Below are 26,724 nucleotides of genomic sequence, written 5' to 3'. Positions count from 1 at the left end.
CTCTTAATAAATTATTTATTGGTTATGCTCATTAAAGATAGTATTCAGTCGATTTAAGCACTCTACGATCATTTTACCAGACTGCTCTGTACTAGTATCAAGTGCCAGCTTCTCATCCATACGCGTGGTTAGTGGCGCTAATGCTTGCTTCAATGCATTTGCCATTAGCTCAGTTTGCTGTGCAGTATCAGTCGTATGATTGGTAGTATTTGCCACCCCGCTATCGAGTAGACTTTTTGATAAGCTATCGCCGATATTTTGCGCCATATTTTTTGACATAGACCCTGCCAGCTGCTCGGCGGCTGTGATCAGCTTGATGACCAGCTGTTGTTGTAGCGCTTGGTTTTGCTGTAGGTGCTCGCCCTCTATCTTATGATCGTGACGATAGATCTGAGTGAGCTTATCTAAACTCTGCTCAAAGCCATTATCGATACTCTTGCTGACGACATTGGCGTTATTCACAAAACCAGTGACAAGACTTTTGACACAATCATCCGCTAGCAACTTTTGCGCTTCTAACTGTGCGGCTATCCGCACTTGCTGCTCTGCTTCTTTTAAACGCGCCAGTTGCCCTGGATCGTTTTGAATGAGATATTGATCGAATTGGCTATTGATGGTCTTAAAGCCACCAACCACATCGACCAGTTGCGCCACGATGCGCGCGCCAACATCACCGTCTGCGCCGCCCATAGCTTTGTTACGTAGGAAGTCCGCTTTGATCTGCTCCCAACGTTCCGCTTCTGCCTCATCCAGCTCACCACGCATCTCGCCAAGCTTAAGTAAGTTGCTCTCAGCCCCTTGAGTTAAGAGCTGTGACTCGCCTAGGTAGTGATCGTCAATCAGCTGATTTAGCTCATCTTTGTTCATGACCGCTGATAGCTTTTCGGTCATCTTATTCATATTACGATAGCTGCCCTGCAACTTAAATATCGGCTCAACCCGATATCTATCATCTTGTGATGCCGAGGCGATATAGGCTTGGTTCACATCGAGGATCACTTCTTGCACGGTGAACATATGGCGCAAGATGGCGATAATCTCATTGATCTCAGAGGTGCTATACGGATAGCTCAGCTCGCTACTTTGTGCCTGTAGCAAATTAGTATTGTCAGCTTTTGCCATTTTTATTAAGCGATGGACGTCGCTTAAATCACGATTAGCTAAGGGCGCAAGTACGCTATTTGAGGTTAACGAGTTCTCGATATAACTGAGGGCAAACACCTCTTCCATACCGCTCATGATATCGCCTAAGTTATAGATATCGGCACGGTTAGCGAGCATATCAGGAACTTTAAAGGCTTCACCGCTTTCAGTGTACGGGTTACCTGCCATAACGACGCAGAACTTTTTGCCGCGCATATCATAAGTTTTAGTCTTGCCTTGCCAGACGCCATCGATACGACGCGTACCATCACCTAGTGAGATAAATTTCTGCAAAAACTCGGCATGGGTATGTTGAATATCATCAAGATAGAGCATGACGTTATTGCCCATCTCAAAGGCTAAGTTAATTTTATTTAGCTCCTCACGCGCGGTAGCATTAGGCGCTTTGGCAGGGTCTAGAGAGGTGACATCATGACCTAATGACGGACAGTTGATCTTCATAAAGATTAAGCCCAGACGGTTCGCCACGTACTCCATCAAAGTCGTCTTACCATAACCTGGTGGCGATATCATCATCAGGATACCCATCAAGTCGGTACGCTTATCCTCACCGACGCTGCCCATCTGCTTGGCGAGGTTGTCACCTATCAATGGTAGGTAGCTCTCATTAATTAGGCGGTTACGCACAAACGAGGATAATGGACGCGCCATGAATTCATTAAGTCTTAGCGTCTCTTTGGCGTCATTTAATATCTCTGAGCGTAACGACAAGTAGCGCTTATAGCTAGGGATGACCTGTGCATCATGATAGTGCAAGCGATTTAAGAAGTCATCAACCGCAAAGGTGAGCGTTTGGCTGTGGATGCGCTCATGCTCACCTAATAAATTATCTACTTTTATCTCAAGTGATACCTTGCCTGTGCTACGCTCAAAGCTCTGCGCTTGATTGAGTGGATTATTGAGGCTGGTTAGTGATGTTTGAGTAGCTTGGGTAGACAAGCCACTAGTTATAGGCTTATTGGTTTTATTAGCGCTCGCACCTGAATCCAGCACCCCTTGCATAAGCGTTTCGCGCTGGCTATCGGTTAGCTGCGTCAATAACATGCTGATCGCTTCAGGTATATAATGACGACCGCTCTCCAGCTGCTGCTTACGCTGTGCCTCCTCTTCCTCCATAGTAGCGATTTGCGCTTCGCTGAGCGGGTTGCCCTGACTATCCACATTAGCATCAACGTTGCTATCAGCGGTTGACTCGCCTGCCACCTCGCTACCATAGGTTTTATCTAGTAGCGCATTAAACCAAGTGGCTAGTAACTCATAAGCAGATTTAGGCTGGAAGCTTAACTTGGCCACTGAGGTTTGCAACTGCTCAAAGCTGGCACTGCCTTTATTCACAGTACTGCTTGCTGCTTTATTTAGCGTTTTGTTTAACTGCTCACATAGCTGTTGGGCTTTTTGGCTGGTTTGCCACTGTATTCCTTGGGCTGCATTATGCTCGGCGGCTTGACCCATCACGCTGACCAAATATTCACAAGCCAGCTGTACGTGACTTTGGGCGAATATACTACTGTCTGCGTCACCTTTACTATCGTTACTACTATTATTATCAATATCATTATAAGCGGACACAAAGTCGCTCATCACTGTACTTATATCATCGATTAGTAAGGCTTTGGCGGTATCACTACCTAAGCTGCGACGCAACTGCTCAGCGGTAATCGCGCGATCCAGCCAATTATTAATACGCGTCAATGTCTGCTCATTTAGCCATTGGCTGTAATTGTATTGATTTAATGCAGGCAATCCTAAAGCTTGTACTAGCCTGAGCTGCCAGTAAAACAGCTGGGCTAAAGCACGTACTTGCGGGGTATAAATCAGCAAGCCCGCTTCGCGTAGCGTTGGCAATATCTGCATGAGCAGCAAGGTGGCATCATGATCATGGATGCCTTTCTCATAGCCAAGCTGATAACGCGGCGTGGCATAGGCTTTTACTAGCTTAGATAATGAACTGTCATCATCTAGCTCGCCACTGCTATCTATAGTATTCGCTGTCTCGTCATAAGCTTGATAAAGTCGCGCTTCCGTTAGGCCATCGTTATTATTCTTGGCGCTTTCAATAATGCTATAAGCTAAGTACTCGGCGCGGTAAACTTGCTCGGACTCGGAGGCGATATTCATATCCCAATAAGGACGTAATGCGTTTAGCTCAGCGTTATCGAGCACTTCGTAATAGTCCGTACCCGTTAAATGTAGGTTAAGAATACGCTGGCCGTTGGTTTGCTGGCGACTGAGCAGGGTTAAATCCAATGGCTGAGTATTGACCGAAAAGCGGTGTTTGCCAAGCTTAATGATTTGACCGCCATCTTCAAATAAGTCTGACTTATCTTTTAGACTCTTGTAGCTCTCAATTTGAATGGCTTTTAGTCGCGCATCGATATCATCCGCTTTGACACTAAAGCCCATCTCTTGCAGGCTCTTAGCAATGGCGCGTACCTTTTGTACCAGTCCATCGGCGGCAAAATAAGTATTGAGGCCATCTTCATCTTTAAAGCCTGTGACTCCAGTGCTTTGAGTGCGCTTTTTTATGCTCTCTAGCATACGCAGAGCGCCATCGCCTAAATTCTGAGCTTTGCGGTTACGCGCATCGAGCAGCTGCTGTTTATGATTCTCAAAGGTCTCATAAATCTCTTCGCGTTTGCTGATGATATCTGCTAAAAACTGATCACCACCGCCCGTTTCTGGATCAGCAAATTGACCTTCAAGCTCCTCTAACTGTACCAGCAGCTTGGCCATTTGCTCATCTGATTTTTCAGGAGTATTGGCGGTAGATAAGGCATTGGCTATCGACTGACCAAACAGCCTAAACTGCGCGCCGAACTGCGCAATAGCTTCGACTGAGCCTAAGTTTTTGCGCTTATGATTCAGCTTAGCTTTAGTCTGATTGAGACGCGAGTAGATAGCAGATATATCATCGATGATTTGAGTACGCACCGTCGCATCAGCGACATCAAGCGTGCCGAGTAGCTCAGTTAATAGATCTAAGCCTTGCGCGGTATTATCGATAGTCTCTAACACGGGTTTGAGCTCAGAATTAGTCTCGCTCGTCTGCAAACGCTCGTTGACGTCAGTCAAAATACCCTCGTAACTCGATAATGCATCATCGCCACTAAGATATTTTACGGTTTGCTCAGCAAGCTCGCTCTCTGCGCTCTCAAGCTGCTCTTGTAGCGCTTGCAACTTATCACTATCTAAATAACGTAAGTTCTCTAAGCTGACTAAATGACCCTTTTGTCGCCTAAGCGCTGATAACTGCTCGACATAGTCGCTTGCAGACTCAAAGGTAGTGATTTTAATCTGCCGAGTAATCTCATTTTGCTTGGTTTCGGCATCGGCTAAGGCGGTCTGCGTTTGCTTTTGGACGCTTTGAACTTTGGCAAATTCATCAATGACCAGCTCAGCGGTCGCTGTGACCTCTTTGATACTGCTGGCGACCTCGGCAAGCTCAGGCTCGTTTAGCCAATAATAGCTGTCAAACAGTCGGCTAGTATTATCGGCAAGCTCTTCATAAAGCTTTTGTGAGACGCTTTGATTATCAATCAAGCGGGTGATGCTATATAGATCTGAGATACCGCGTACTAGCTCTTTATTACCGATTTTGCCATAAAAGTTGGTGCTCTCGGGTAGCTCGCTAATATACTCATCTGAGGCATAAGGGGTATGCCATATTTGCATCGGATGAATACGTGATGGCTCAGTTTGGGCGCTAAACAGTACCAATTGACCGTTCTCAGCCAGCGCCATGCCGTTGCAATAAATTGGGTTTGCCAATTGTTTTTTGATTAAGTTATAAGGGAATAATCCAGTAACCCCAAGCGCCATATCATAAAATAAATACAACACATCCTCACCATTAGGCGAGACAATTTTGCGCTTAAACTTCAAGTCTTTAGCGCTAGCTTCTTGGCTCTCAAACAGCTTATGCTCACCCGTTTGTAAGTAATAGCCACCAGGGAAAATAATGCCGTGATCCTCAGGCAGCTGTACACACGACTGGCCGATAGCGTCTAGGCGCAGTACGGTCTCAGTCAAAGTGTTATAGACAAAATAGCGATAATCTGTTTCTCGATACGGCAGTATTTTGAGTAATATTAAGCTGCCCACTTTGGCATAAGCTATCTGAGCGTCGGTCAGCGACTGCGTGGTATCCGTTACCGATTCTTTGTAGATCCCCAATCCTGATTGGGTGTTATCCTCGATCTTAATGGTTAAATCACCGCCGATAGTCTCGACAAATACCGTATCTAAGATATTCATATGTGGGTGCTTGCCGTTGACCATCTGCTCGCGGGTAGTATCAATCCATTCAAAATCATAAGCGGGTGGCAGCTCAATATCACGCTCGCCGCGATTGTCCACGTAAGCGACTTGTGCAGACTCTGGCGTGCCTTCACTAAAGTCTAAGGCAAAGCGAAACACCCGAATATCCGTGATACGCTCACCGATCTGAAACGCCAATAGCAGCTTGCTGTCTTTGACTGTGATCTGAATCAGACGGGTTTGTTTATAATAGCGATATAGCTCATTGAAGTCTTGTACAAAGGCGGTCTGATCTAAAAAAGTATCTTTTAGCTCTACTTCTTCGAGCTGATACTCTTCTTCGCCACCTGCTGGCTCAAGCAAGCGATATAGCGAGAGCACATCTTTGATATTGCTGGCGCGCTTAAGCCCCATAAACACGTTGTAGCCAAACAGCAGATACTCGCCGACTTGCACCATATCTTGCGCGACGCAGTTGTATTCAGTACGAATACGGGTGCGGGCAATGACTTGCATTTGCGTGCTGCCGAACTCTTCAAGTCGCGCGTTATTTAAGGTCGCCGTTTGCTGCTCTAAGCGACTGCCCTGCTCGGTTAAGCGCTTTTTAATCAGCTCATAAGCATTGCCTGAGGCAACGGCCTTGTCCGCTTGGTCTTGTTTGCCAGTGCTACTTAAATCGTTTGGGTTTGGTGTATCTGCCATTACTCTTCTTCTCTACTTTAATTTTTAGGCGATAAGGAAAATTTTGCAAATGGTTGTTAAATTTTGACTAGTCTAAAAAAACATAAACCCTGTTAGAAAAATAAGGGCGCGTTGATCATTCTTTTAGAGTAGCCAACTTAGTGTTGCTTTAAATTTAAGCTGGCAGAATAAATAGCAATTTGAATGACCATTTATTTATACGATTAATATTTGTAGCGTGGGTGGTAACCTTAAAAAGCGTTAAAAATTATACGGCAACTTTAGATTTTGTAGCGTGAGTCTTAACCCATGGATTCATTCCTATATTCTGTGAGTTACCACCCACGCTACTTGACTCTATCTATTTAAAAGCTACAAACTAATCATTATGTTCAGCAGACTTATCATTTGACGGATTACTCTGATTGCTTAACTTACTCGCCATCATCGTATTGATAATACCGCTTAGCGTATCTGACTTACCTGCAAGGCCATCGATGGCTTTACCGATAGAAAGTGACTTGGCAAAGTTATCAAAGAAGTGCGCCTCACCACCAACGATATCGATTTTGGCCTTTTGTAGCGCTACTGCTAACACCTCAGCATTCTCTTTAGCGATCTCTTTACCCGCCTCAATAGACGCCATCGCTTCTTGTAGCGCCGTTTCGAGACCCATACGGAACTCTTCGTGCTCACGAGCCTCACGACTCATGCTACCCATCGCATTGAACTTCTCGACTAGACCATCCGCTTCGGCTTGGAAATGGGCGCGAGTAACTTCGGCTTTAGCAAGACCAACTTCACGCTCAGCTTGCGCGTTCGATTGACCACGAGCGGCGATAACTTCGGCGTCTGCCATGCCGATATCTCTTTGCGCCTTGGCGTTTGACTCACCGCGAGCGGCGATAACTTCAGCGTCCGCCATACCACGTTCGCGATCCGACTGGGCTTGCGCTTGACCTGTAGCCTTGATGACGTTCGCTTTGGCAACGCCTTCTTTTTCAAGCGACGAGGCTTTAGCTTCTTGAATAGCCGCCTCAGCAAAGCCATGGGCAGACTCTTCAGCTTTAATACCTTCAGCCATTCTCACTTTTGACTCAGCGTCTTTAGCAGCCGCTTCCAAGTTCGCATTAGCAAGGGTAGTGATTTCAACGGCTTTGTGCTTAGCTGCCATCTCATCGGCTTCGGCCTTTTTGACTTGACGGACTTTGATCTCTTCGGCGTCTGCTTCAGCCGCTAAGACACGAGTTTGTTTCGAGCGATCGGCTTCGCTCACTTCACGGACTTCTTTGATGCGCTCTTCTTCTTGCGCGACTGTTTTATCGACGGCGATACGCTCACGAATAACGTTGGCGATTTCCTTTTTCTCAATCTCAATGGCTTTTTCAGCTTCAATACGCTGCAAGTCGACTTCACGCTCACGCGAGACGATTTCTAAATCCTGCGCGCGCGTTACTTTTTCTTCTTCAATGATGACTGCTCGCAGACGATTCTGTCCAGCAACTTCGATTTCACGTTGTTGATTCTCGCGCTGAATAGCCAAATCCTGCTCAACTGAAATAATAGCGGTTTCAGACTTTTTACGCTCTTCTTCTTCAATCTTACGAGTTTCAGCTGTTTCACGGGCTCTCACAGAAGAGATTTCACGATGCTGTTTGGCCTCGGCATCAGCTTGTTGACGCTCAAGCTCCAGCATTGCCTCCACAGTCTCAACGTTTTTCTTTTTAACCGCAAGCTCTTCATCACGCTCAAGCTCATTAGTGATAACGTTTTGAAAAGCGGTGAGCTGAGTGATCTTTTTGATACCTTCAGCATCTAAGATATTGCTTGAATCAAGCGATGATTTCGGCGTTTGCTCAAGATAATCAATCGCCACATCTTCTAGGATATAACCATTTAGATCATTGCCAATCTCTTTGACGATACTGTCACGAAACTCGCTACGGTTCTCAAATAGTTTGACAAAATCAATCTGCTTACCGACGGTTTTTAGCGCTTCAGAGAACTTCGCATTAAATAGCTCGTTGACCGCGACTTTGTCCGAGGCACGCTCAACGCCAACTGATTTGGCAACCTTTAACACATCTTCTTCGGTCTCATTGACCCGTAGATAAAACGCGACGGTAATATCAGCACGCATATTATCGGCGCAAATAAGACCTTCTTTACCACGGCGATCGACTTCTAAAGTAATCAGCGAGATTCGCATTAATTCTTTTTTATTAATGATTGGCCAAATAATACCGCCATCAAAACGTACGTCGATCTTACTCACGCCGTTGATGATTAGTGCTGTGCCCTGCTCAACCTTATAATAAAAAGCTTTGAGCATCAAAAGCGCTATCATAAGAAAGACAAACGCCAGCACGACTATGACGCCGACGATAATAAGTGTGTCCATAACTATTCCTTTAAGTTAAACCGTCAAACTAAATTTAAGATTACTAATTATTTATTTGCTTATAGATAGACAGATAGATCAATAGATTGCGTGCTTTTATTCATATAATCAGTCTTTAACCGCAGTAACGCGGTAGGCGTTGGATTCATCTAGGTACTCTACTAATACTACTTTATCGCCTTGCTGCAGGGGTTGTTTATCACTACTGATATCCGGCCGGATTCTAAGGATGAGTCCTGCACCACCATCGCCAAGCACCGCTTCGCCATGAATATCTGTCACTGACAAGGTGCGCACGATAGCGATTTTACCAATATTATTAGCGGCGATGCGCTTAGGAATCTTGGCAAACTTTTTACGAATTGGCGAAATAATAATGCCCGTTAGCCACATAGAAACGACGAGTACTAGTATTAATGCCCCTGTGCCAAAGACATAGTACAAGATGCCTGAATCAAAATACTGATGTAATAGGCTAGTATATAGATAGCTGAGTAGCCAACCGATCAAACTGACTAAGCTAAGTATGATGATCAGCGGTACGCCGTAGAGACCGAATTTGAGCAGTAGACCAGAAAAAACGCCTGCTGAGGATAAATCACCACTATTGTTACTCACATCTGCGCCAGCATCGCCCCCCACATTACCTAAGTCTACCGCGTCCATATCTGCCATGCCGAGCAAGGATACCAGCCAATATAAGGTGACAAACATTACTAAACCCGTAAAAACGAAAGTCGGATATAGACTGATTTTGGTCATAAAAATTAAGAAAGACTCTTGCATTGTGTATTCTCTTTTTGTCACCTGACTCTATAAGTTATAAGATATTCTGAGTGGTGATTTTACACTGAATAAAATCAACTTATGTTTCTTAGTTAGTGATTATAGCGAAAATAATTCAATAATACTTATCAATCGCAGCTAGTTATATTCAAAAGATTTGTTTTTAACGTCCCCATACGGGCGAACGTACCAAGCTATGAGATTGACTATTGCCAAGTTTGCTACTAATAATATAGCTACTGCCACTAGCCAAAGAGCGTACTACTAAGCTACTACCCGTCTGTCCATTTATTTTGCTATTTTGCATAGCGTAGACCACATACTGAGCGCTCGGTGAAAAGCGTGCTGGCTCATCGAGTCCTGTCTCCGCCAAATTGACTACTTGTTTATTGGCTAAGGTAATAACGGCCGCTTGACGACCATTGAGGTAGCTCATTAGTTGACCGTCTAGACTTAACTGAGGACTAGCGGCATAGCCATTTGCCGATAGTAGTGCAGCATTGCCAGTTGCAAAGGTATAACGATAGATACTAGGTCGTCCTGATCGTACTTTGTCACTGACATAGACAAAGCTCTGTCCATCAGGCGCATAGCTTGGCTGCACCTCTGTGCTGGACAGTGTCGTCAGCTGCTTAGTTATGCCAGTCGTTAGCGAGCGCTCATAGATATCCGCATTACCACCGACTGATGAGCTATACAGCAGACGCAGGCCATCAGGTGAAAAGCTAGGGGATAAATTACTGCCTTTAGCATCGACGACTAGCTCACTGCTTTGCTTACTGCGATCATAGATATAGATAAAAGGATAGTGGCGCGCAGGCTGCTTACTATAAGCCAAATGCTGACCATCAGCTGACCACGCAGGCGCATAAATATAACCATTGAGCTGATCGATCAGTCGTCTATCGCTACCATCAGGACTAATACTGTAAAGAGTAGAAATCTTCGCTGCGCCAACGCCTTGCTCCTCAACATAAGCGATACGCCCTTGGCGATCTATCACTGGCATTTGCGCAGTTAGTGGATTGCTTGTCATACTATTGTTAGATACGGCTTTACCAGTCGTCATAGTCTGACAACCTGTTAGAGCCAGAACAGTGATTATTGTCGTCACGCTCAGTGTTATCGAGCTATTGATTGTGCGGCTAGTATTAGTCATGTCAAATCTCGTGAAGCCAAGAATTTATGAGCAACATGCGTTCAGGTTTTATTTACGAGCGCATTATTGGTAAAGCCTAGTGTAGCCTAAAAGTCAGCAAATTTTGAATAAAAAAATGCCTCACTAATTAGTAAGGCATTTATAAACAGTCTTATACTAAAACAGTATTAAGCTAAATAAAAAATACGGTCAGCTTATTTGTTAACTGCTTTAAACTGTGCAACTTGATTAGCATTGCTGATGGTTAGCATAGGCACATTGTTAGCGCCAGTACTGAAGCTATATTTACCTTGAACCGTCGCCATAGTAGCGGTATCAAAGCTCGCTTGTGGCTCAGGGCATGCCATCATAGTGCTTAACACATTATTAAGTTGTACATTGCCATTTACAACGCTGTACTGTGCACCCATGTTGTTACAAGTGTTTTTGAAGGTAACGCGGTTTTCACCATTATAGTTATTAAAGCTTAGCATTAATGGCTTTGCTGGATCAAAGAATAACTGAGCTACTTTTTGTCCATTACTACGCTTAGCATCAACCAATTGCCAATCATAAGATTGTAGCGTGTTAACTGTGATAGGTTGAGTCACTGGTGCAGTCACCGTTGGGCTTGTCTGACAACCTGCCAGCGTCCCTACTGCCAATACACTAGCCATCATAACTTTGGTCACGTTTTTCATATAAAACCCTCTAATTATTAAAAGACAATTAAATTGAATGTGTATGTCTGTTAAACAATGCCGCTATTATGGACTGGCTAATCATTATTGTCATGCAGCCTTATGTATGTTCTTTATTCACACATTGTTTTGACGTATAGGTGTTTTGCTATCAGCTATTGCCACTCATAGCATTACCTGCTAACTGTTTGACGCCACTCTCAACTTAAAACAGCCCTTAATTTTATTAGCCTTAAATCGGCTTAAAACAAACCTATAATTTATAGCATCATTGAAATCAATAACTTAAAAAATTAGGAGTAAGGTGGTTTAATAATTATTTATCATTTGCATAAAAACCCCATTTGTTAAAATGAGGTTCTTATTGGCAAAGCCTAAGATTTTTTCGTGATTATAGCTATTAACCACTATCTGATTTAACAGTCATCTGGCCTTACAATTAAGCTATTTATCATCTTATATGACATCTGTACCCGTTATGTCTGGCTGCTGAGTCGGCTGTTTGGTAAGCGACTGACAACCTACCAGTAAACTTGCCATTACAATACCTGTCATTAATACTTTGGTTATGTTCTTCATAAGAGCTCCTGAGGGGATTAAATTAATCATTAAGTTAGATCCATCTTTACCAAAAGCTATGTCACTGATGCCTTATTGACGTCAAAGGCATAGCTTTGTGCTACTTAATATTTAGCATTTAATACAGTAGCTTTATTTCTGAGTTATTGCTATCCCTTATTTGGCTTTTTTGTAGGGAGATTAGGAGAGTTATTACTTGTCTGCTTGCATAGCGCCATAAGCCTCTAAGCGCTTACGCTCAGCATCATTAAATAGCTGCTGCTCTAACTGCGTAATCTGCGCTCGAGCTTGTGCGTTGTCAGAATTTTGTGTCAGTATGCCTTGCTTTTGGGCTTGATACTGATCAAAGCGCTGATCGAAGTTGGCATCCTCGACATCGACAGTCGCTAACCTGCCAGCAGCGGCCTCGCCAACTAACTTACGGCGCATATTATATAAAGCTTCAGCACTAGCGCCTTGTGCTTTCATCTGCTCAGTGCGGGTTATCAGCTCGTTTAAGTTAGCTTGCTGCTCGATGTTTGCTTTGATAGCATTATCAGACATACGGCTGATGTAGTCTTGTCTTGCGGCGGCCTTTTGGGTGCTAGAGAGCTGATCATCCTGCTCAATAGTGAGCATACTAATACTATAATCATCATAAGTATCGTCTGAGCCAAAAAACGCAGTAATCGTTGCCTGATCAAAATTCTGCTGGCGAGCTTTGGTAATATCTTGGCGACGCTGGGCAATCATATTGAGATCAAGTTTGCCATCTTGGGTGGCTTGCAATTGCAAGTTACCGTAGCTCGCTTCTATTTTTGACAGCTGTTTTAGGTAGATGACGTATTGATTAAAGATTGCAATGGCTTGGCTGGCAGCAGGTTCTGGGGTGTGATGACGGATGTAACTCTCCACACGTGCAAGAATAGTCGCCTCATCCTCCTCTCCTAGCGCCGATAAAAAATAGTCAAACAAGCGCCGTAACCCTTCGGTGACAACCAACTGTTTGTTTTCATCGATGATAATCTCACCATCAACTTGTGTCCCCTGTAATGAGGATGGCAGCCGCTCTAAACCAGTGGTAAATTCAGTATTGTTCTGCGTCGATGAGACCTCTAGTCCTTTATAAGGATCAGACATATCTGTCATTGCGTTGCTAGATCCGTTATCGACTGTCACTGAGGTGCCTGTCACGACATCGGCATCACTTTGATCAGGTCTGAACCACAGAATAACGGCTACCGTGATAGCAACGATGATCGCGATAGTGATAAGCGAAAAATAGGGAATGCGATGTTTATTGGGCATGATCGAGATACCTTATTTTATAAATTAGGTACAGTACGGTTCTAAAGTTTCAATGATATAAGCGCCGTTATGTATGAAGTTTGATATATAAAAATCAGGGTCAACTCAGTTGACCCTGATTTTTACAACAGCAATAGATTCAAAGCGGTAGTCTGCTTATGATTTTAAAGACTCGCGTTTTTGAGGCGATTGACCTGCGCACGATAGACAGATTTGGGTTCAGAGCTACCCCATGCTGTCAGACCTAATACTTGGTCTGCTGAATCTAAATGATTCATTCTATAGTCATCACGGATCACGTAACCTAAACGACTTGAGCATTTCGAGACTAATCCATCATTAGCCTCAAAAAGAAACGGTACGCTGGTTGCTGCTAGCAAATAATCGCTGGGATCGAGCGCACTTGTCAGTTGTCCAACACCACTGAATGAGTAGTATTTGATGCCGTTGACTGCAGTGTCGGCTGGCTGACCACAATAACTCGTTGGCATGGCGGCTGGGAATTTTGCATTGAAGGTAGCAGCGCCGCTAGTAGATAAAGCGACCAACGTTTGCCAACCATCTTGCTCTTGTATTTCGTTATAGCTAATACCAGAGCCGATATCGGTAAAGCCGCCAATCAAGTGAAACAGACCCGCAACCAGTTGCGTGCCTAGATTGAGCTGATCGCCAGAGTTATCATCGTTACTTGGCTCAAGCGTGGCTTTGACAAAATCTGCCGTTTTTGAGCCTTGCTCTGGGCTTGAAACGGCCGTTACTGAAGCGACGTATCTTGGGGCAACACCAGCGACATAGCGAATATCAATACCGCCTTGACTATGTCCCAATAGATTAACTTTAGACTTGCCTGAGATCGCTGAGATTGTTTTGACTTGCTGTAGTAGCTGCTCACCACGAACTTCACTATTATTAACGGCTGACGTTTTGGTGGTATATACCTCTGAGCCACCTCTTACTAGCGCTCCAGGGATGCCATTAAAGTAGTCAATGACGCCAAACATTGACGTGAAGCCGCCAAGTCCATGCGCCATAACCACAGGATACTGAGTTTTGGTATAGCTTGAGGTAAAATATTGACTATCGACCAGCTGGCAACCATTCGCATTGGCGCAGTTATAATGCTGTCCAGCGGCTTGAGAAGAAGTGGTTTGCATCGTCATGAGGAGTAGACCAGTACCTAGAGCACCTAAGGTCGGTAAAAATTTACTTGGTGAGATCGCAGCAGAAAAATAAGCGTTCAGCTTCATAGCAACTTCCTTGTCGTTGTAACGGTATGGTAGTTTTTGTACGAGCCTATTTAAAGTACGACCATTTACAAAGCAAATAGCACATAGGGTATCAAAAACAACTATCAATCCATTTGATAGTGATGCTTACATTACTTGTAAATTTCGTAACATTCAACTGATAATCTAGCTTAGTGAATATAAACAGATGACCGTTTAGTCAATTATAAACATCTGATTAGTAAGCTTCTTTTGAGATCTATATTAAAGTCATCGTTATAGCATCAATTATATAAATCATGCATATATGCTATAATTTGATGTGTTCGATCAACTTATATTTTCATAACGATAAGATTAATAATAATGATTAAAAAAACTTTAATTCAGTCTCCAGAGGCTATCGAAAAAATGCGTATTGCTGGTAAGCTTGCCAGCGATGTACTTGTGATGTTAGATGAGCACGTCAAGGTAGGTATCAGTACCGAAGCGCTCAATCAACTCGCTCATGATTATATCGTTAACGTACAAGAGGCTATCCCTGCGCCTCTGAACTATAACGGCTTCCCAAAATCTATCTGCACCTCGGTCAATCATGTGGTGTGTCACGGTATCCCAACAGAGAGCAAACTGCTCAAAGACGGTGACATCATCAATATCGATGTGACTGTTATCAAAGACGGCTATTATGGAGACACCTCAAAAATGTGGATCGTCGGCAATGGCTCTATCATGGCTCAGCGTATCTGCAAGGTCGCGCAAGAGGCACTATATGCGGGTATGAGTGTCGTAAAGGATGGCGCGCGTTTAGGTGATGTTGGCGCCGCTATTCAAGCGGTGGTTGAACCTGAGCGTTTTAGTATCGTTCGTGAGTTCTGTGGTCATGGCATCTCTAATGAGTTTCATCATGAGCCACAAGTCATGCACTACGGCAAAAAGGGCACTGGCTTTGAGCTTAAGACGGGCATGACATTTACCATTGAGCCGATGATTAATGAGGGTAAATGGCAGACTAAAATCTTGCCAGATGAATGGACGGCAATTACTAAAGACCGTAAGCTCTCCGCACAGTGGGAGCATACGATGGTCGTCACTGACAATGGCTGTGAGGTATTCACTACTCGCCCTGAAGAAGATTTGAGTTTTTTGACGCAGTAGCTATACAGAAACTGATAGTATAAAGGATCGCTTAGGTGGTCTTTTTTTTGGTAGTCTTTTTTTTAATTTTATTTTATGCTAATTTTTGATTCACTCGATCATCAAAATGGAAATTATTCATGTTCACTTGCGATGTTGCTTCGATTTATATTACGCCATTACCTGCGTTAATACCGCCTGATGGGACAACAAATACGCCCTTGTTAGTGGTTAGTGATCCTACTAGAGCCTCACTGCTTGGCATTCCTGAATGGCTTGCTCAAATAAATGACGACATCAGCCGAGCGCTTGAACGTGGTATTAATATTCGTCAGCTGGTAGCAGCACGCGCCTGTGCCATTGATGAGCTGCTCATTGCGATGTTTTGTTGGTTCAAGCTTGATGAAACTGATTTAGCATTTTTCGCGACTGGCGGTTATGGGCGTGGTGAGTTATCTCTACACTCTGATATCGATATTTTATTATTGTCCCCACAGGATATGAGTAATGAGGTTAGCGCTAAAATAAACGCTTTGGTAGCGATGCTGTGGGATGTTGGACTTGAGCCTGCTTTAGCGGTACGTAGTATCGCTGACTGCTTGGAGGCCGCAACAGACCATACGGTCGCAAGCACCCTGCTTGAGGCACGGCTTTTAGTAGGCAATGAAGATCTGCAAGACACGCCAACTGATATCGTCAACCAGCTTTGGTCACAGCTTGATTTTTATGAGGTAAAAATAGCTGAGGCTAAGACGCGCTATCTGCGTCATAATGCCACGGAATACAATCTCGAACCCAATATAAAGACCGCACCAGGTGGTCTGCGTGATATCCATATTATCGGCTGGGTAACTAAACGCTACTTTCGAGTTGGTAAGCTTTATGATTTAGTGCAACAAGACTTTTTGACCGAAAAAGAGTTCGATGAGCTCAGCTTCTCTGAAAGCTTTTTATGGCAAATACGGCACTATTTGCATGAGATGACGGGACGCAACGAGAATAAATTATTATTTGATTATCAGCGTGATATCGCCCAGCGTATGGGTTATGAGACCCAGCCCGATGATGAGCCAAATGCGGCGGTTGAGCGCTTCATGCGCGATTATTATCGCTGTGCGATGCAGATATCGACGTTGTCTGAGATGCTCATCAATCACTACTATGAGACGATTATCGAGCCTCTACTCCCCTCTGATGAGCGACCTACCAAACAATTATTAAACGCGCATTTTAATAAAATAGGCAATCAAATCGCCATCTCGCATCATCGGGTTTTCGCCCAACACCCTGAATCAATTTTAGAGATGTTCTTATTGATGGGTCAATACGGTATCAAGAATATCCGTACACATACTCTACGCGCGCTGAAGATTGCTGCGCGTGGTATCGATCAGACCTATCGGGATAACCCTGAGCATCAAGCGCTGTTCTTAGCCAATCTAAAAGAACAAAACTATCTGTTTCATCGGTTGCGGGCGATGAACCGTTATGGAGTGCTCGGCAATTACATTCCCGCTTTTGCGCAAGTGACGGGGCTTATGCAATACGATCTATTCCATCGCTATACCGTCGATGCGCATACGCTGTTTTTGATTCGTATTTTGCATCGCTTTACCGATCCGAGCTTGCAGCAAGAGTTCCCACTGGTCAGCGCTTTGTATCAACGTATTGAGCGCAAAGAGATCTTGGTACTAGCCGCGATGTTCCATGATATTGCCAAAGGTCGTGGCGGCAATCACAGTCTGCTTGGCGAAAGTGAATCTATTGAATTTTGCTTAGCTCATGGTATGAGCGAGGCCGATGCCAATCTAGTGGGCTGGCTCACGCGCTATCATTTATTGATGTCGTTGACCGCTCAAAAGAAGGACATCTCTGATCCTGAAGTGGTCTCCGTGTTTGCCGATCTCATTGGTAACGTGACCCACCTCAATCATCTGTATGTATTGACCGTTGCGGATATGAATGCGACGAATCCTCAGCTTTGGAATAGCTGGCGGGCAACCCTCATGAAGCAGCTCTACTCGCAAACGCGACGTATACTGCGGGCTGATATCGATGCGCCAACCAACCGTCAAGATATGATCAGTGCCACGCGCAAGCAAGCGCAGGCTTTGCTAGATGACGTCGATAATCAGCGGATGAATCGTGATGAAGTGCTCAGTCTATGGGATGACCTAGGCGATGAGTACTTTTTGCGTGAGCTTGCTGAGGATGTCTTATGGCATACTGAGGCGATCCTAAATCATCCTCCAGTTGGGCGTGCCTCTGATGCCCAAAGTACACCTTTGGTGGTATTACGTGAGCATAGAGAGCTGGCATTAGATGCGGTACAAGTGTTCGTCTATACTCAAGATCAGGCGAATTTATTTGCGGTGACTATGGCAGTATTTGATCAGATGAATCTGGATGTATTAGATGCACGGATCATTACCGCAACGCGCGACTTTGCGCTAGACTCTTATGTGCTATTAGATCGTAGTGGTACGCTACTGGCTGATGCTGATAGTCAACAGGAGCTCAAGCAGCGACTCATCGATGCTTTTAAGAATCCAACCGTGCCTAAGCTGACCCAAAAGCGCTTGCCACGTCAGCTACGACATTTTGAAGTACCAACGCAGATTAGCTTTGAGTTTAATGAGGCTTCTAATCAGCATATTATGAGTTTGCAAACCCTTGATCAGCCAGGATTACTTGCCCGCGTTGGACAAGTATTTTTACAACAAGGGATTGAGGTACATGCAGCGCGTATTACCACCTTAGGGGAGCGTGCTGAGGATATGTTCTATCTCAGCGATCAAGAAGATGCGCCTTTGACGCCAGCCAAGCTTGAAACGCTAAAGCAAGCATTGATCGATTGTTTAAGCGTATTATCTGATTGCCTAGAGTGATTGACTACCGCTAATATAGGGCGTGTCCCTAATCTGAATGTATAGGACTAAATGGGCTAAAAAAGGCTAAATGTTGGCAGGGCGGTGTCAAATAGCTCATCAATATCTCGATATTAATAGCGCTATTATCCTAGCCCTGCTGCAATTTCGCTCATTTTTATCACCATTTTCAAATTGAGGACACGCCCTAGTAAGTTCTAAATACAATAGCGCTCATACAAGGCTTTTATAAAGTATTTCATCGGCATGCAGAGTAAGCTCATCATCAGCCAAATCAAGGGGCAAGGCAAGCGTGTCTCTAGCGTGCTGCGATAGAGATAAACGCCCTCTACCTACCTCTTGCTGTAGCAAATGATATAAGCTGACTAAGTGCAAATGTGAGGCGTACTGTTGATGGATAAGCTGTAAAGATAGTGGAGAGCTACTGTGCACCTTATCAAAGAGGCTATCAGTGGCTAATATCGTCATCTCGTTGAGCGTTTGCTCAGTTGCTAACTCCTCTTTATGGATTTTTATCTGCATTTTTTTAGCCATGCGCTCTTTCAATAAAAGCATGATTAAGAAAATAGAGGTTTGTAGCGCAAAGATAGTCAGGTATTGCCACAATGTTAATTGCACCGATAACAGCTTGCTGAGCAACATAACTATAATCGCGACGACGACATAACTGACTAGCTGCCACAGTAACCACATCATTAAGCTTTTTTCACCATACCAAAAAATCTGCCGCTCTCTAAGTACAATAAGACGCTGACGTAAAAGCCACCACTGCTGTTCGTGATGTCTTAGCTGTCTATAAAACTCAACATTACCCATATCAGTACTCAAAATTTTAATCATTAAGATAAGGTGTCTTAATGATTACTGCTAAATAAACTTTCTTGACCATAACTTTTCGTTATAATTTATGTCTGCTAATTATAATAAGCCCAATTATGAATAACAACTTGCATGCCCTCCACCCTTACCCTTTCGCCAAGATGAGTCATTTACTTGTCGATAGCACGCCAAACCCCGCCTACAATGAGATTAAGCTCGGTATTGGTGAGCCAAAACACACACCACCAAGCTTTGTGCTGGACACATTAAAAGAAAATTTGGACAGTATAGCTCGTTATCCGACGACTATAGGCAGCTTTGAGCTGCGTCAAACCATCGCTCATTGGCTTGAGAAGCGGTTTTTTTTGCATCATGTCAATCCCAATAGCGAAGTATTACCTGTCATGGGCACGCGTGAAGCGATCTTTAGTTTTGTACAAGCAGCGATTGATACGAGTCGCCTAAACCACAAAATTAGCCACGAAACGAATCAGCCAAATAGTTCACTGCCGACGTCAAAAGATGTGGCGCACGTTGAGCCGAGACCTATCGTAATAATGCCCAACCCTTTTTACCAAATTTACGAAGGTGCAGCCATTCTAGCGCAGGCAACGCCCTACTTTATACCTTGCAGCTCAGAAAATAGCTTTAAAGAAAACTATCGCAGCGTTCCTATAAGTGTTTGGGAGCAGACCCAACTACTATTCGTCTGTAGTCCTAATAATCCAACGGGCACCGTGATGACTATGGAGGATTGGGAACTGCTGATTCGCTTATCTGATCAGTATGATTTTATTATTGCTAGTGACGAGTGTTATAGCGAGCTGTATTTTAATGAGCCACCTATTGGCTTATTACAAGCTTGCGCTAACCTAAGCCGTGATGACTTCAAAAACTGTGTGGTCTTTCACTCTTTATCAAAGCGCTCAAACTTGCCAGGTTTGCGTTCAGGCTTTATTGCAGGAGATGCTGACTTGCTTGCGCCTTATTTACAATATCGTACTTATCAAGGCTGTGCCATGCCGATACCGCATCAGCTCGCCTCTATTGCCGCTTGGCAAGATGAGAGACATGTCATACAAAACCGCGCACTTTATAAAGAAAAATTTGCGTTATGGATGCAGGAGCTAGGTCAGCTTTTAGATCTGCGTATGCCTGAGGCTGGGTTTTATTTTTGGATAAAAGTCCCTGAAGCGTTCAATGGTGACGATGAAGTTTTTGTCAAAGCTCTGTATGAGCAGGTGCATATCTATGCTTTGGCTGGCAGCTACTTATCCCGTGAAGTGCAGGGCTATAATCCTGGCAAAGGCTATGTCCGTATCGCTCTTGTGGCTAGTATTGAAGAGAATCTAGAGGCCATTCGTCGCATACGTATGCTACTTAATAATTAATACTAATCATAGAATGACTCAGATCACAAAGTGGACTAAATCATAAGGGCGTTTGAATCATAAAAACTATAACCACAAAGTTATTAGGGATAATGCTATAGTTAAGCTTTATTCCTTTTTATTCCTTTTTATTACTATAGCTACTGCTACTTATTAGTATAGCTTCTGCTACTACAGACCTCAATTCTACAAAAAGCGCTCAAGGATGCTGCTATGCCCACTCTTGATTTTGCTCAACCCCCCTTTGACGTATTAAGCCCAGCTGAGCGTCAAAGTCTCAAAAAGCATACGCAAGTACGCTACCTTGCTGCTGAGGAATACCTATCAGCTGCAGATCTGCATTATTTTTTTATTGTCCTCAAAGGTCAGATCGAGCAAACACTCAATGACGAACTAGTCACCGCTTATTCAGGTAGCGATCACTCCGACCACCTCAACAGTAATGATTGGTTCGATAGTAGACGAACGCCAGAATTGCCTGCTGATGATAAAGGTGATGACAAAAATTACCATTATCGGGCCAATGAGGACACCCTACTACTACAAGTAGAAGGCAGTGCCATTGACAAAATCAGTGCTCAAAACCACCTTATCCGTCAGTTGTTATCCGATAAATTGCCTGAGCGCCTCAAGGCATTAAAACAGCGCCGTGGCTCTCAAGGCTTAGGGGCAGCCAGCTATACTGAGCAGCAAGAAGTTCAACAAATCATGCTCCAACCTGTGACTGATGTGACCTTGTTGCCCGTACATATTATTGACGCAAGCCAAAGCCTATATCAAGCTGCACAAGTGATGACGCAAGCGCGGCTCAAGCATGTATTAGTGCGTCCTACTCATCATTTATTAAATCCTGATAGCACTGATCGTGAGCTAGGTATTTTGACTGATACTGATATCTGCCGCGCGGTCAGCCAGCAGCAAGATATGACGGTCACACCTTGTCAAGACTTTGCCAGCTTTAATCTACGTACTATTGATGCTGATCACGAGATTGGCGATGCTCTTTTGACTATGACCCGCTATCGTATTCATAGGCTGCCTGTTATTGATGATAGTGGCAATGTCGCAGGCATATTGGGACAAAGCGATGTATTAGCTTATCTTGGTCATCACTCACAGCTTATCAGTATTCAGATTGAGCAAGCCGATGATATTGCCAGTATCGGTACTGCCGTCGAGCTGATTGGACGCTATATTCGCGCTCAACAACAAAACGGAGTCAAGATCGGTATTGTCAGTCGCATGGTACAGACCCTCAATGCGCAAGTCTTTACAAAGCTGTGGCAAATTATCGTCCCTGAGGAAGTCATGCAAAATACCTGTGTGATCGTCATGGGCTCAGAGGGACGTGGTGAGCAGATCATGCGTACTGACCAAGATAATGCCCTGCTCATTCGTGATGGCTATTCACATCCAGATTTAGCGCAATTTGCGGATACCTTTAATAGCCAATTAGCAGACTTTGGGTATCCCTTATGCGATGGCAATATTATGATGACCAATCCGATGTGGCGACAGCCGCTCAAGGATTTTAAGGCTCAGCTAAGCTTATGGTTTCGAAACACCGATCCTATACACAGTATCTATCTATCAGCGATACTCGATGGCGAGTATGTCTGCGGCGATGAATCGCTGCTCACACAAGTACGCGATCATCTAAAAGTAGCCCATCGTCAGTCCGATCCTATGTTTATACGTCAATTCGCGCGTGCAGCTCTGCAGTTTGGTGATGGTAATCAGTGGTGGCAAAGGTTTGTACCGCTACTAGGTAAGCCTGACACCAACACCGTCGATCTCAAAAAGTCTGGTATTTTTCCATTGGTACATGGTATTCGCGCTCTAGCCTTAGAGCGAGATATCTTGCATGTGCCCAGCAGCAAAAACCGTCTAAAAGCCTTAGTACAAGCGAGTGTCATGACCCAAGAACGCGCTGATACCTTAAATGAGGCGCTAGAGTTTTTTATGGCGCAGCGCTTGGATGTGGCGTTACTCACGGACGATAAGTATGCGCGCCATGTCGATCCGATGACCTTGTCTGCCCTTGAGCGCGACGTCTTAAAAGAGTGTTTAAGCGTAGTCAAAAGCTTTAAAAATCAGTTACGTCAACATTATCAGCTAGAGATTGGTAATTAACGATTCGGTAGTTAACAGTAGTCTTGGTCAGTGCCACGGTCGAATAATCAAATACGCCTTAGCTTTAAACCTATGGCAGCTATAACGGAGGATATTATGGGCTGGTTTTCACAAGTAAAATCTTCATGGCAAAAAAACCAGCTACAGCGTCCTGAGCTTGCCTCAATGTTTGTGCCGCCATTAGCAGATCAATGGGTAGCCATTGACTGTGAGATGACAGGGCTCAATGCCAAAAAGCATCATATATTATCAGTAGCGGCTATTCACATTAATGGCAATATGATCGATACGGGTAATGGTCTGCATCTGGTTTGTAGTCCACCAGCTATGCCTGAACGCGATACTATAGTCATTCATGGTTTGCGCACCACTGATGTGGTTCATGGTATGAGCTATGATGAGATGCTAGCGCTACTATTGCCCTTTATTGGTAATAGAGCTATCGTTGGGTTTTGTCCGCAAATAGATATCACATTTTTAAATCCTTTGATTAAGCAATACATGGGTATGGCGCTACCCAATCAGGTGCTCGATGTACGCTATCTTTACGCTCAGCGGATGGGCGATAGTAATCCAAAAGTACCCAAATCATCACAGCAACTGCCCAAGATACTAGCGCATTATAATATTCCAGAGTTTGGTAATCATGATGCCTATAATGACGCGATGATGACGGCAATGGCTTTTTTGCATGTTCGTTCAAAACGTTTATAGGTAAAAGTCTTCTGTAATTAGCATGCTCCCGCTTACGCTATTGCAAGATAGCTATAGCGACTTATGCTATCATGGCAGGCTTTATTGACTAGACGAATCTTTTTCATGCCCGCTCTTTTGAACCCTCTTTATCGACGCTCGTTATTGATGACTGGCGCTGTGACTGCGATCTTTTCATTACCTCTATACGCACACGCTGCATTGCCTGAGTCGATACAAAGCGCGCTTGATGGCGCGGCTCTAACCTCTGATAACATCAGCATACTTATTACCCCAGTAGGTCATAAGAATAGCAGCCGATTGCCATCTGTAATTACTGTCACTGATCAGTATAAACCTAATATCAATGTGTCTAGTACCAATGCGTCTAGTACCAATACGGCTAACATTAATGCGCTAGATAAAGCTGTCACACCTTTAATTATAATCGAAAAACAAACTATCGAGCTGCAAGAGCAACAGTTACAGGCTTACACTGATGATGCCTATACCCATCAAAGTCTAGTAAGCATGCCACCTATAGTCCCTAAAAGTGGTAACGATTATACCGATAGTAGCGTTAATGACGATGGCAATGTTTCCAGCAATGATGACGTATCAAAGGACTCCATAGCCACACCTTTGCCGTTAGTCAGTCACTATCCTGATAGCGCGCGCACCCCTGCCAGTACTATGAAGCTAATACCGAGCTTTATCGCCTTAGATACTTTGGGCGCTGATTTTGTCTGGTTTACTCGCATCTATCATACAGGTCTGATTATCGGTAATCGTCTGCAAGGTGACTTGATCATCCAAGGTAGTGGCGATCCCAAAATGACTCATGAGCGCTTAGAGCAGATGCTTTATCGAGTTGGGCAAGCAGGTATTCATCATATTGACGGTGATATCATCGTAGATAGTGCAATATTTAATAATGTCACTAAAGACCCAGCTAGCTTTGATCGCGCGCCACTGCGACCTTATAATGCCAGTCCTGATGGGTTCTTAGTAAATTTTAATAGCGTCAGTATTCGTAGTCATTCGCTAGCTAATAATCAAGCGCAACTGAGCTATGAGCCGCAGCTTGCAAACTATCAGCTGCCAAGTAAAGTCAACACACGAGAGGCATCTTGTTCAAGCGCCCGTTATAGCCTAGCGCCAAAATGGCAGACTGATAAGCTCACCTTTGATAATCCATTACCAGAGCGCTGCGGTGAGCATGTGTTTTATGTGGCCTACCCTGATGCCAAGGACTTTGCCTCGCGTGTTATAGCCGCCAAATGGCAAGCTTTAGGCAATACTTTGACAGGTACAGTGCGTGCTCAAGAAAAGCCGTATACTGCTACTTCTAATGCCACAAATAGCATTTATCCCAAAGACCAGACCATTAGTAACAGATCGCATAACCGTCTCTTGGCGACGACTGTATCGCCACTGCCATTAGTGAGCTATCCCTCGCTCAATTTGACCCAGCAAATTTATGATATTAATCACTTCTCAAACAATGTGATGACCGAGCAAGTTGCCTTATCGATTGGCAGCTATGCACCGTTTAACGTAGCGATAAGTACTACTGCTAGTAATAGCGCAGGCTCGAACACGACCAATTCAAAAAAGCAAAAGCTAGCCGCTACTAGCCTATATCAGTTCGATAAACCGAACACAACTGACTATCCACAGGCGCTGCAAACGATGACGCAGTGGTGGCAGACTCATCTGATAACGCCGCCGCCCTTTATGACCAATGGCTCAGGATTATGCCGCGAGTGCACAGTGAGCGCGGCCAACTTAAGTGAGCTGCTAGGCTATGCTTATAACCATTCGAGCTTTGATGCTTACGTCGACTCACTGGGAGTCGCTGGGGTCAGTGGTACGATCAGTCATCATAGTGCGCGACTGCCTGACTCAGGTGCTATCGGACGGGCTTGGATTAAGACAGGCACGCTCAATAATGTCACTGCAATGGCAGGCTACGTAAAGGGTCAATCAGGGCAAGACTATACGGTGGTTGGTATCATTAATGCCGAACAAGCCATCAATGCCGATGACGCAAGAGTGGTATTAGATACGATGCTTGACTGGACAGCTCAGCACTAGCGCCTTCTCTACTCCCAAGCTAGATCGACAATCAACCACACTATATCGACTACAAATAGCTATTGATTATAAGTAGCTATTTATAATTAATAGCTATCAATAAAACCCTGTTATCCTGCTATATAGGCAATGTTATGTCACACCTTTCCCTCAATAAATTAAAAGCGAAAAACATGCCCAATCAGCAACTAGCCAGTACAGCGCTGACACTCTATGTCGGCTTTTTCGCGCTTGGGTTTATCATCGCCAGCGCTTTATTTATGATGATACAAAGCAAAATCACCCTAAACTCGCAATTGATTACAGGGCTATCTATCGTTATAGCTGCTTACGTCGCTATCTATAAATTTGTCAAACATCAACAGCGTGCACTGACTGCCAAGGAGATAAACCGATTGACCGTTCGTAGTACTGCTATCATTTGGCTACTAGCGGCACTGTACTTTTTATGTCTGTGGCTCTTGGTGTTCGATGCTGTCAGTCGCGAAGTATTAATAGATATGACGCGCCAGCAACCCATGCCTTTATTATTCGCGCTGGCTATGATAATTGTCTTTACGCTACTAGTCACTCGCCTAAGCCTATGGGCTATTAATCATCTATTAGCGCCAAAACACTAGGAGCTGTTTGATTCTTTACAAATAAAGACTGCACTCTTTATTTATAAGCTAGCGCTATTCATAAGCCAGTTTTGTTTAGTCTGTACCCTTTATTCAACGCCGCTACAAAACTTTTGCACTACTTTGGTATAAAATCCGTTACGCTCATTTTAAACAGTGATATTTTAAAGTATCAGCATAAGGAGAAATATAATGGACATGTTGTTTTTTGACGATATTGAAAAGCTAGCACGGATTATTCTAACGACTGTTATGGTATATATCTTTATAGTACTTATTACCAAGATATCTGGCAAACGCTCAACCTCTCAGCTGAATAACTTTGATTGGATAGTCACAGTGATGATCGGCTCAATCGGTGCTAGTACTATTTTGCTAAAAAACGTCCCTTTTATTGAAGGTGTCGCCTCCATTATAGTGCTATATGTATTGCAATTTTTAGTGACTAAATACGCCTCTATCTCACCACAATTTAGTAGTTTTATTTTATCCGATCCAAAGATTGTCTTTTATCAAGGGCAGTTTTTACCAGAAGCCATGCAAGACGAGCGTTTGACCCGTCAAGAGATCGAGAGTGTTATGCGCTCAAACGGTATTCATAGCTTTGATGAGATAGAAGCTATCGTCTTTGAATCAGATGCTACGCTCAATGTCATTACCAAAGATAAAGAAAAAGGCAGTGCTGGTATTTCAGAGACGCTAAAACCACTGACTGATTAAAGCGTC

Annotated in this window: 17 protein-coding genes; 8 read left to right on the top strand and 9 right to left on the bottom strand. The window is 44.0% G+C overall.

Annotation, left to right across the window (positions count from 1 at the left end):
* Nucleotides 1-15: 15 nt before the first annotated feature.
* The 8 genes from Q9G97_RS02575 to Q9G97_RS02540 form a co-directional block, all read right to left on the bottom strand.
* Entirely contained in the window at nucleotides 16-6,123 is a 6,108-nt protein-coding gene (locus Q9G97_RS02575; RefSeq protein WP_305899608.1) for a DNA repair ATPase, read from the bottom strand.
* 358 nt (nucleotides 6,124-6,481) lie between these two features.
* On the bottom strand, nucleotides 6,482-8,503 hold the full coding sequence (locus Q9G97_RS02570; RefSeq protein ID WP_305899607.1) for a flotillin family protein: 2,022 nt from the start codon (nucleotides 8,501-8,503) through the stop codon (nucleotides 6,482-6,484).
* 108 nt (nucleotides 8,504-8,611) lie between these two features.
* Nucleotides 8,612-9,289 carry a hypothetical protein gene (locus tag Q9G97_RS02565; RefSeq protein ID WP_305899606.1) on the bottom strand — a complete coding sequence of 226 codons (678 nt, stop codon included), beginning with the start codon at nucleotides 9,287-9,289 and terminating at the stop codon, nucleotides 8,612-8,614.
* 163 nt (nucleotides 9,290-9,452) lie between these two features.
* Complete coding sequence (locus tag Q9G97_RS02560) at nucleotides 9,453-10,448, bottom strand: Xaa-Pro aminopeptidase (RefSeq protein ID WP_305899605.1); 996 nt, start codon at nucleotides 10,446-10,448, stop codon at nucleotides 9,453-9,455.
* A gap of 194 nt (nucleotides 10,449-10,642) precedes the next feature.
* Nucleotides 10,643-11,128, bottom strand: a complete 486-nt coding sequence (locus tag Q9G97_RS02555) for an META domain-containing protein (protein WP_305899604.1) — start codon at nucleotides 11,126-11,128, stop codon at nucleotides 10,643-10,645.
* A gap of 456 nt (nucleotides 11,129-11,584) precedes the next feature.
* Nucleotides 11,585-11,707, bottom strand: a complete 123-nt coding sequence (locus Q9G97_RS02550; RefSeq protein WP_305899603.1) for a hypothetical protein — start codon at nucleotides 11,705-11,707, stop codon at nucleotides 11,585-11,587.
* A 192-nt stretch (nucleotides 11,708-11,899) separates the two neighbouring features.
* A complete protein-coding gene (locus Q9G97_RS02545; protein WP_305899602.1) occupies nucleotides 11,900-12,994 on the bottom strand; it encodes a lipase secretion chaperone in 1,095 nt (364 codons plus the stop codon).
* 164 nt (nucleotides 12,995-13,158) lie between these two features.
* On the bottom strand, nucleotides 13,159-14,241 hold the full coding sequence (locus Q9G97_RS02540) for a triacylglycerol lipase (RefSeq protein WP_305899601.1): 1,083 nt from the start codon (nucleotides 14,239-14,241) through the stop codon (nucleotides 13,159-13,161).
* A gap of 345 nt (nucleotides 14,242-14,586) precedes the next feature.
* On the opposite strand from Q9G97_RS02540, the gene map reads away from it, so the two are divergent.
* Both map and glnD read left to right on the top strand, forming a co-directional pair.
* Nucleotides 14,587-15,378 carry a type I methionyl aminopeptidase gene (map, locus tag Q9G97_RS02535; protein WP_305899600.1) on the top strand — a complete coding sequence of 264 codons (792 nt, stop codon included), beginning with the start codon at nucleotides 14,587-14,589 and terminating at the stop codon, nucleotides 15,376-15,378.
* Between the two features lie 119 nt (nucleotides 15,379-15,497).
* Nucleotides 15,498-18,245 carry a [protein-PII] uridylyltransferase gene (gene glnD / locus Q9G97_RS02530; RefSeq protein WP_305899599.1) on the top strand — a complete coding sequence of 916 codons (2,748 nt, stop codon included), beginning with the start codon at nucleotides 15,498-15,500 and terminating at the stop codon, nucleotides 18,243-18,245.
* Nucleotides 18,246-18,458: 213 nt separating this feature from the next.
* Here the strand turns inward: glnD and Q9G97_RS02525 are convergent, their stop codons facing one another.
* The gene (locus tag Q9G97_RS02525) at nucleotides 18,459-19,073 is read right to left on the bottom strand and encodes a hypothetical protein (RefSeq protein ID WP_305899598.1); all 615 of its coding nucleotides are present in this window, start codon (nucleotides 19,071-19,073) and stop codon (nucleotides 18,459-18,461) included.
* Nucleotides 19,074-19,180: 107 nt separating this feature from the next.
* Here Q9G97_RS02525 and dapC point away from each other — a divergent pair, with 107 nt between their 5' ends.
* The 6 genes from dapC to Q9G97_RS02495 all read left to right on the top strand — a co-directional run bounded on the left by dapC (nucleotide 19,181) and on the right by Q9G97_RS02495 (nucleotide 26,718).
* Complete coding sequence (gene dapC, locus Q9G97_RS02520) at nucleotides 19,181-20,455, top strand: succinyldiaminopimelate transaminase (protein WP_305899597.1); 1,275 nt, start codon at nucleotides 19,181-19,183, stop codon at nucleotides 20,453-20,455.
* 213 nt (nucleotides 20,456-20,668) lie between these two features.
* Complete coding sequence (locus tag Q9G97_RS02515; RefSeq protein ID WP_305899596.1) at nucleotides 20,669-22,588, top strand: DUF294 nucleotidyltransferase-like domain-containing protein; 1,920 nt, start codon at nucleotides 20,669-20,671, stop codon at nucleotides 22,586-22,588.
* A gap of 72 nt (nucleotides 22,589-22,660) precedes the next feature.
* Nucleotides 22,661-23,302, top strand: coding sequence for a 3'-5' exonuclease (locus tag Q9G97_RS02510; protein WP_305899595.1), 642 nt, complete (start codon nucleotides 22,661-22,663; stop codon nucleotides 23,300-23,302).
* Between the two features lie 105 nt (nucleotides 23,303-23,407).
* On the top strand, nucleotides 23,408-25,378 hold the full coding sequence (locus Q9G97_RS02505) for a D-alanyl-D-alanine carboxypeptidase/D-alanyl-D-alanine-endopeptidase (RefSeq protein ID WP_305899594.1): 1,971 nt from the start codon (nucleotides 23,408-23,410) through the stop codon (nucleotides 25,376-25,378).
* A gap of 134 nt (nucleotides 25,379-25,512) precedes the next feature.
* Nucleotides 25,513-25,998, top strand: coding sequence for an ABZJ_00895 family protein (locus Q9G97_RS02500; RefSeq protein ID WP_305899593.1), 486 nt, complete (start codon nucleotides 25,513-25,515; stop codon nucleotides 25,996-25,998).
* 192 nt (nucleotides 25,999-26,190) lie between these two features.
* Nucleotides 26,191-26,718, top strand: a complete 528-nt coding sequence (locus tag Q9G97_RS02495; RefSeq protein ID WP_305899592.1) for a DUF421 domain-containing protein — start codon at nucleotides 26,191-26,193, stop codon at nucleotides 26,716-26,718.
* Nucleotides 26,719-26,724 lie beyond the last annotated feature (6 nt).

The sequence above is a fragment of the Psychrobacter sp. M13 genome, assembly GCF_030718935.1.
Lineage (GTDB): Bacteria > Pseudomonadota > Gammaproteobacteria > Pseudomonadales > Moraxellaceae > Psychrobacter > Psychrobacter immobilis_G.
Note: the sequence above shows the minus strand (reverse complement) of the source record. Positions and strands in the feature narration are given on the sequence as shown.

What these genes read in the sequence shown, in the direction of transcription:
- Q9G97_RS02550 (WP_305899603.1), bottom strand. Translation starts at nt 11,707, where the DNA reads ATGAAGAACATAACCAAAGTATTAATGACAGGTATTGTAATGGCAAGT.
- Q9G97_RS02495 (WP_305899592.1), top strand. Translation starts at nt 26,191, where the DNA reads ATGGACATGTTGTTTTTTGACGATATTGAAAAGCTAGCACGGATTATT.
- Q9G97_RS02575 (WP_305899608.1), bottom strand. Translation starts at nt 6,123, where the DNA reads ATGGCAGATACACCAAACCCAAACGATTTAAGTAGCACTGGCAAACAA.
- map (WP_305899600.1), top strand. Translation starts at nt 14,587, where the DNA reads ATGATTAAAAAAACTTTAATTCAGTCTCCAGAGGCTATCGAAAAAATG.
- Q9G97_RS02510 (WP_305899595.1), top strand. Translation starts at nt 22,661, where the DNA reads ATGGCAGCTATAACGGAGGATATTATGGGCTGGTTTTCACAAGTAAAA.
- Q9G97_RS02500 (WP_305899593.1), top strand. Translation starts at nt 25,513, where the DNA reads ATGTCACACCTTTCCCTCAATAAATTAAAAGCGAAAAACATGCCCAAT.
- Q9G97_RS02560 (WP_305899605.1), bottom strand. Translation starts at nt 10,448, where the DNA reads ATGACTAATACTAGCCGCACAATCAATAGCTCGATAACACTGAGCGTG.
- Q9G97_RS02505 (WP_305899594.1), top strand. Translation starts at nt 23,408, where the DNA reads ATGCCCGCTCTTTTGAACCCTCTTTATCGACGCTCGTTATTGATGACT.
- Q9G97_RS02555 (WP_305899604.1), bottom strand. Translation starts at nt 11,128, where the DNA reads ATGAAAAACGTGACCAAAGTTATGATGGCTAGTGTATTGGCAGTAGGG.
- glnD (WP_305899599.1), top strand. Translation starts at nt 15,498, where the DNA reads ATGTTCACTTGCGATGTTGCTTCGATTTATATTACGCCATTACCTGCG.
- Q9G97_RS02540 (WP_305899601.1), bottom strand. Translation starts at nt 14,241, where the DNA reads ATGAAGCTGAACGCTTATTTTTCTGCTGCGATCTCACCAAGTAAATTT.
- Q9G97_RS02570 (WP_305899607.1), bottom strand. Translation starts at nt 8,503, where the DNA reads ATGGACACACTTATTATCGTCGGCGTCATAGTCGTGCTGGCGTTTGTC.
- Q9G97_RS02565 (WP_305899606.1), bottom strand. Translation starts at nt 9,289, where the DNA reads ATGCAAGAGTCTTTCTTAATTTTTATGACCAAAATCAGTCTATATCCG.
- Q9G97_RS02515 (WP_305899596.1), top strand. Translation starts at nt 20,669, where the DNA reads ATGCCCACTCTTGATTTTGCTCAACCCCCCTTTGACGTATTAAGCCCA.
- Q9G97_RS02545 (WP_305899602.1), bottom strand. Translation starts at nt 12,994, where the DNA reads ATGCCCAATAAACATCGCATTCCCTATTTTTCGCTTATCACTATCGCG.
- dapC (WP_305899597.1), top strand. Translation starts at nt 19,181, where the DNA reads ATGAATAACAACTTGCATGCCCTCCACCCTTACCCTTTCGCCAAGATG.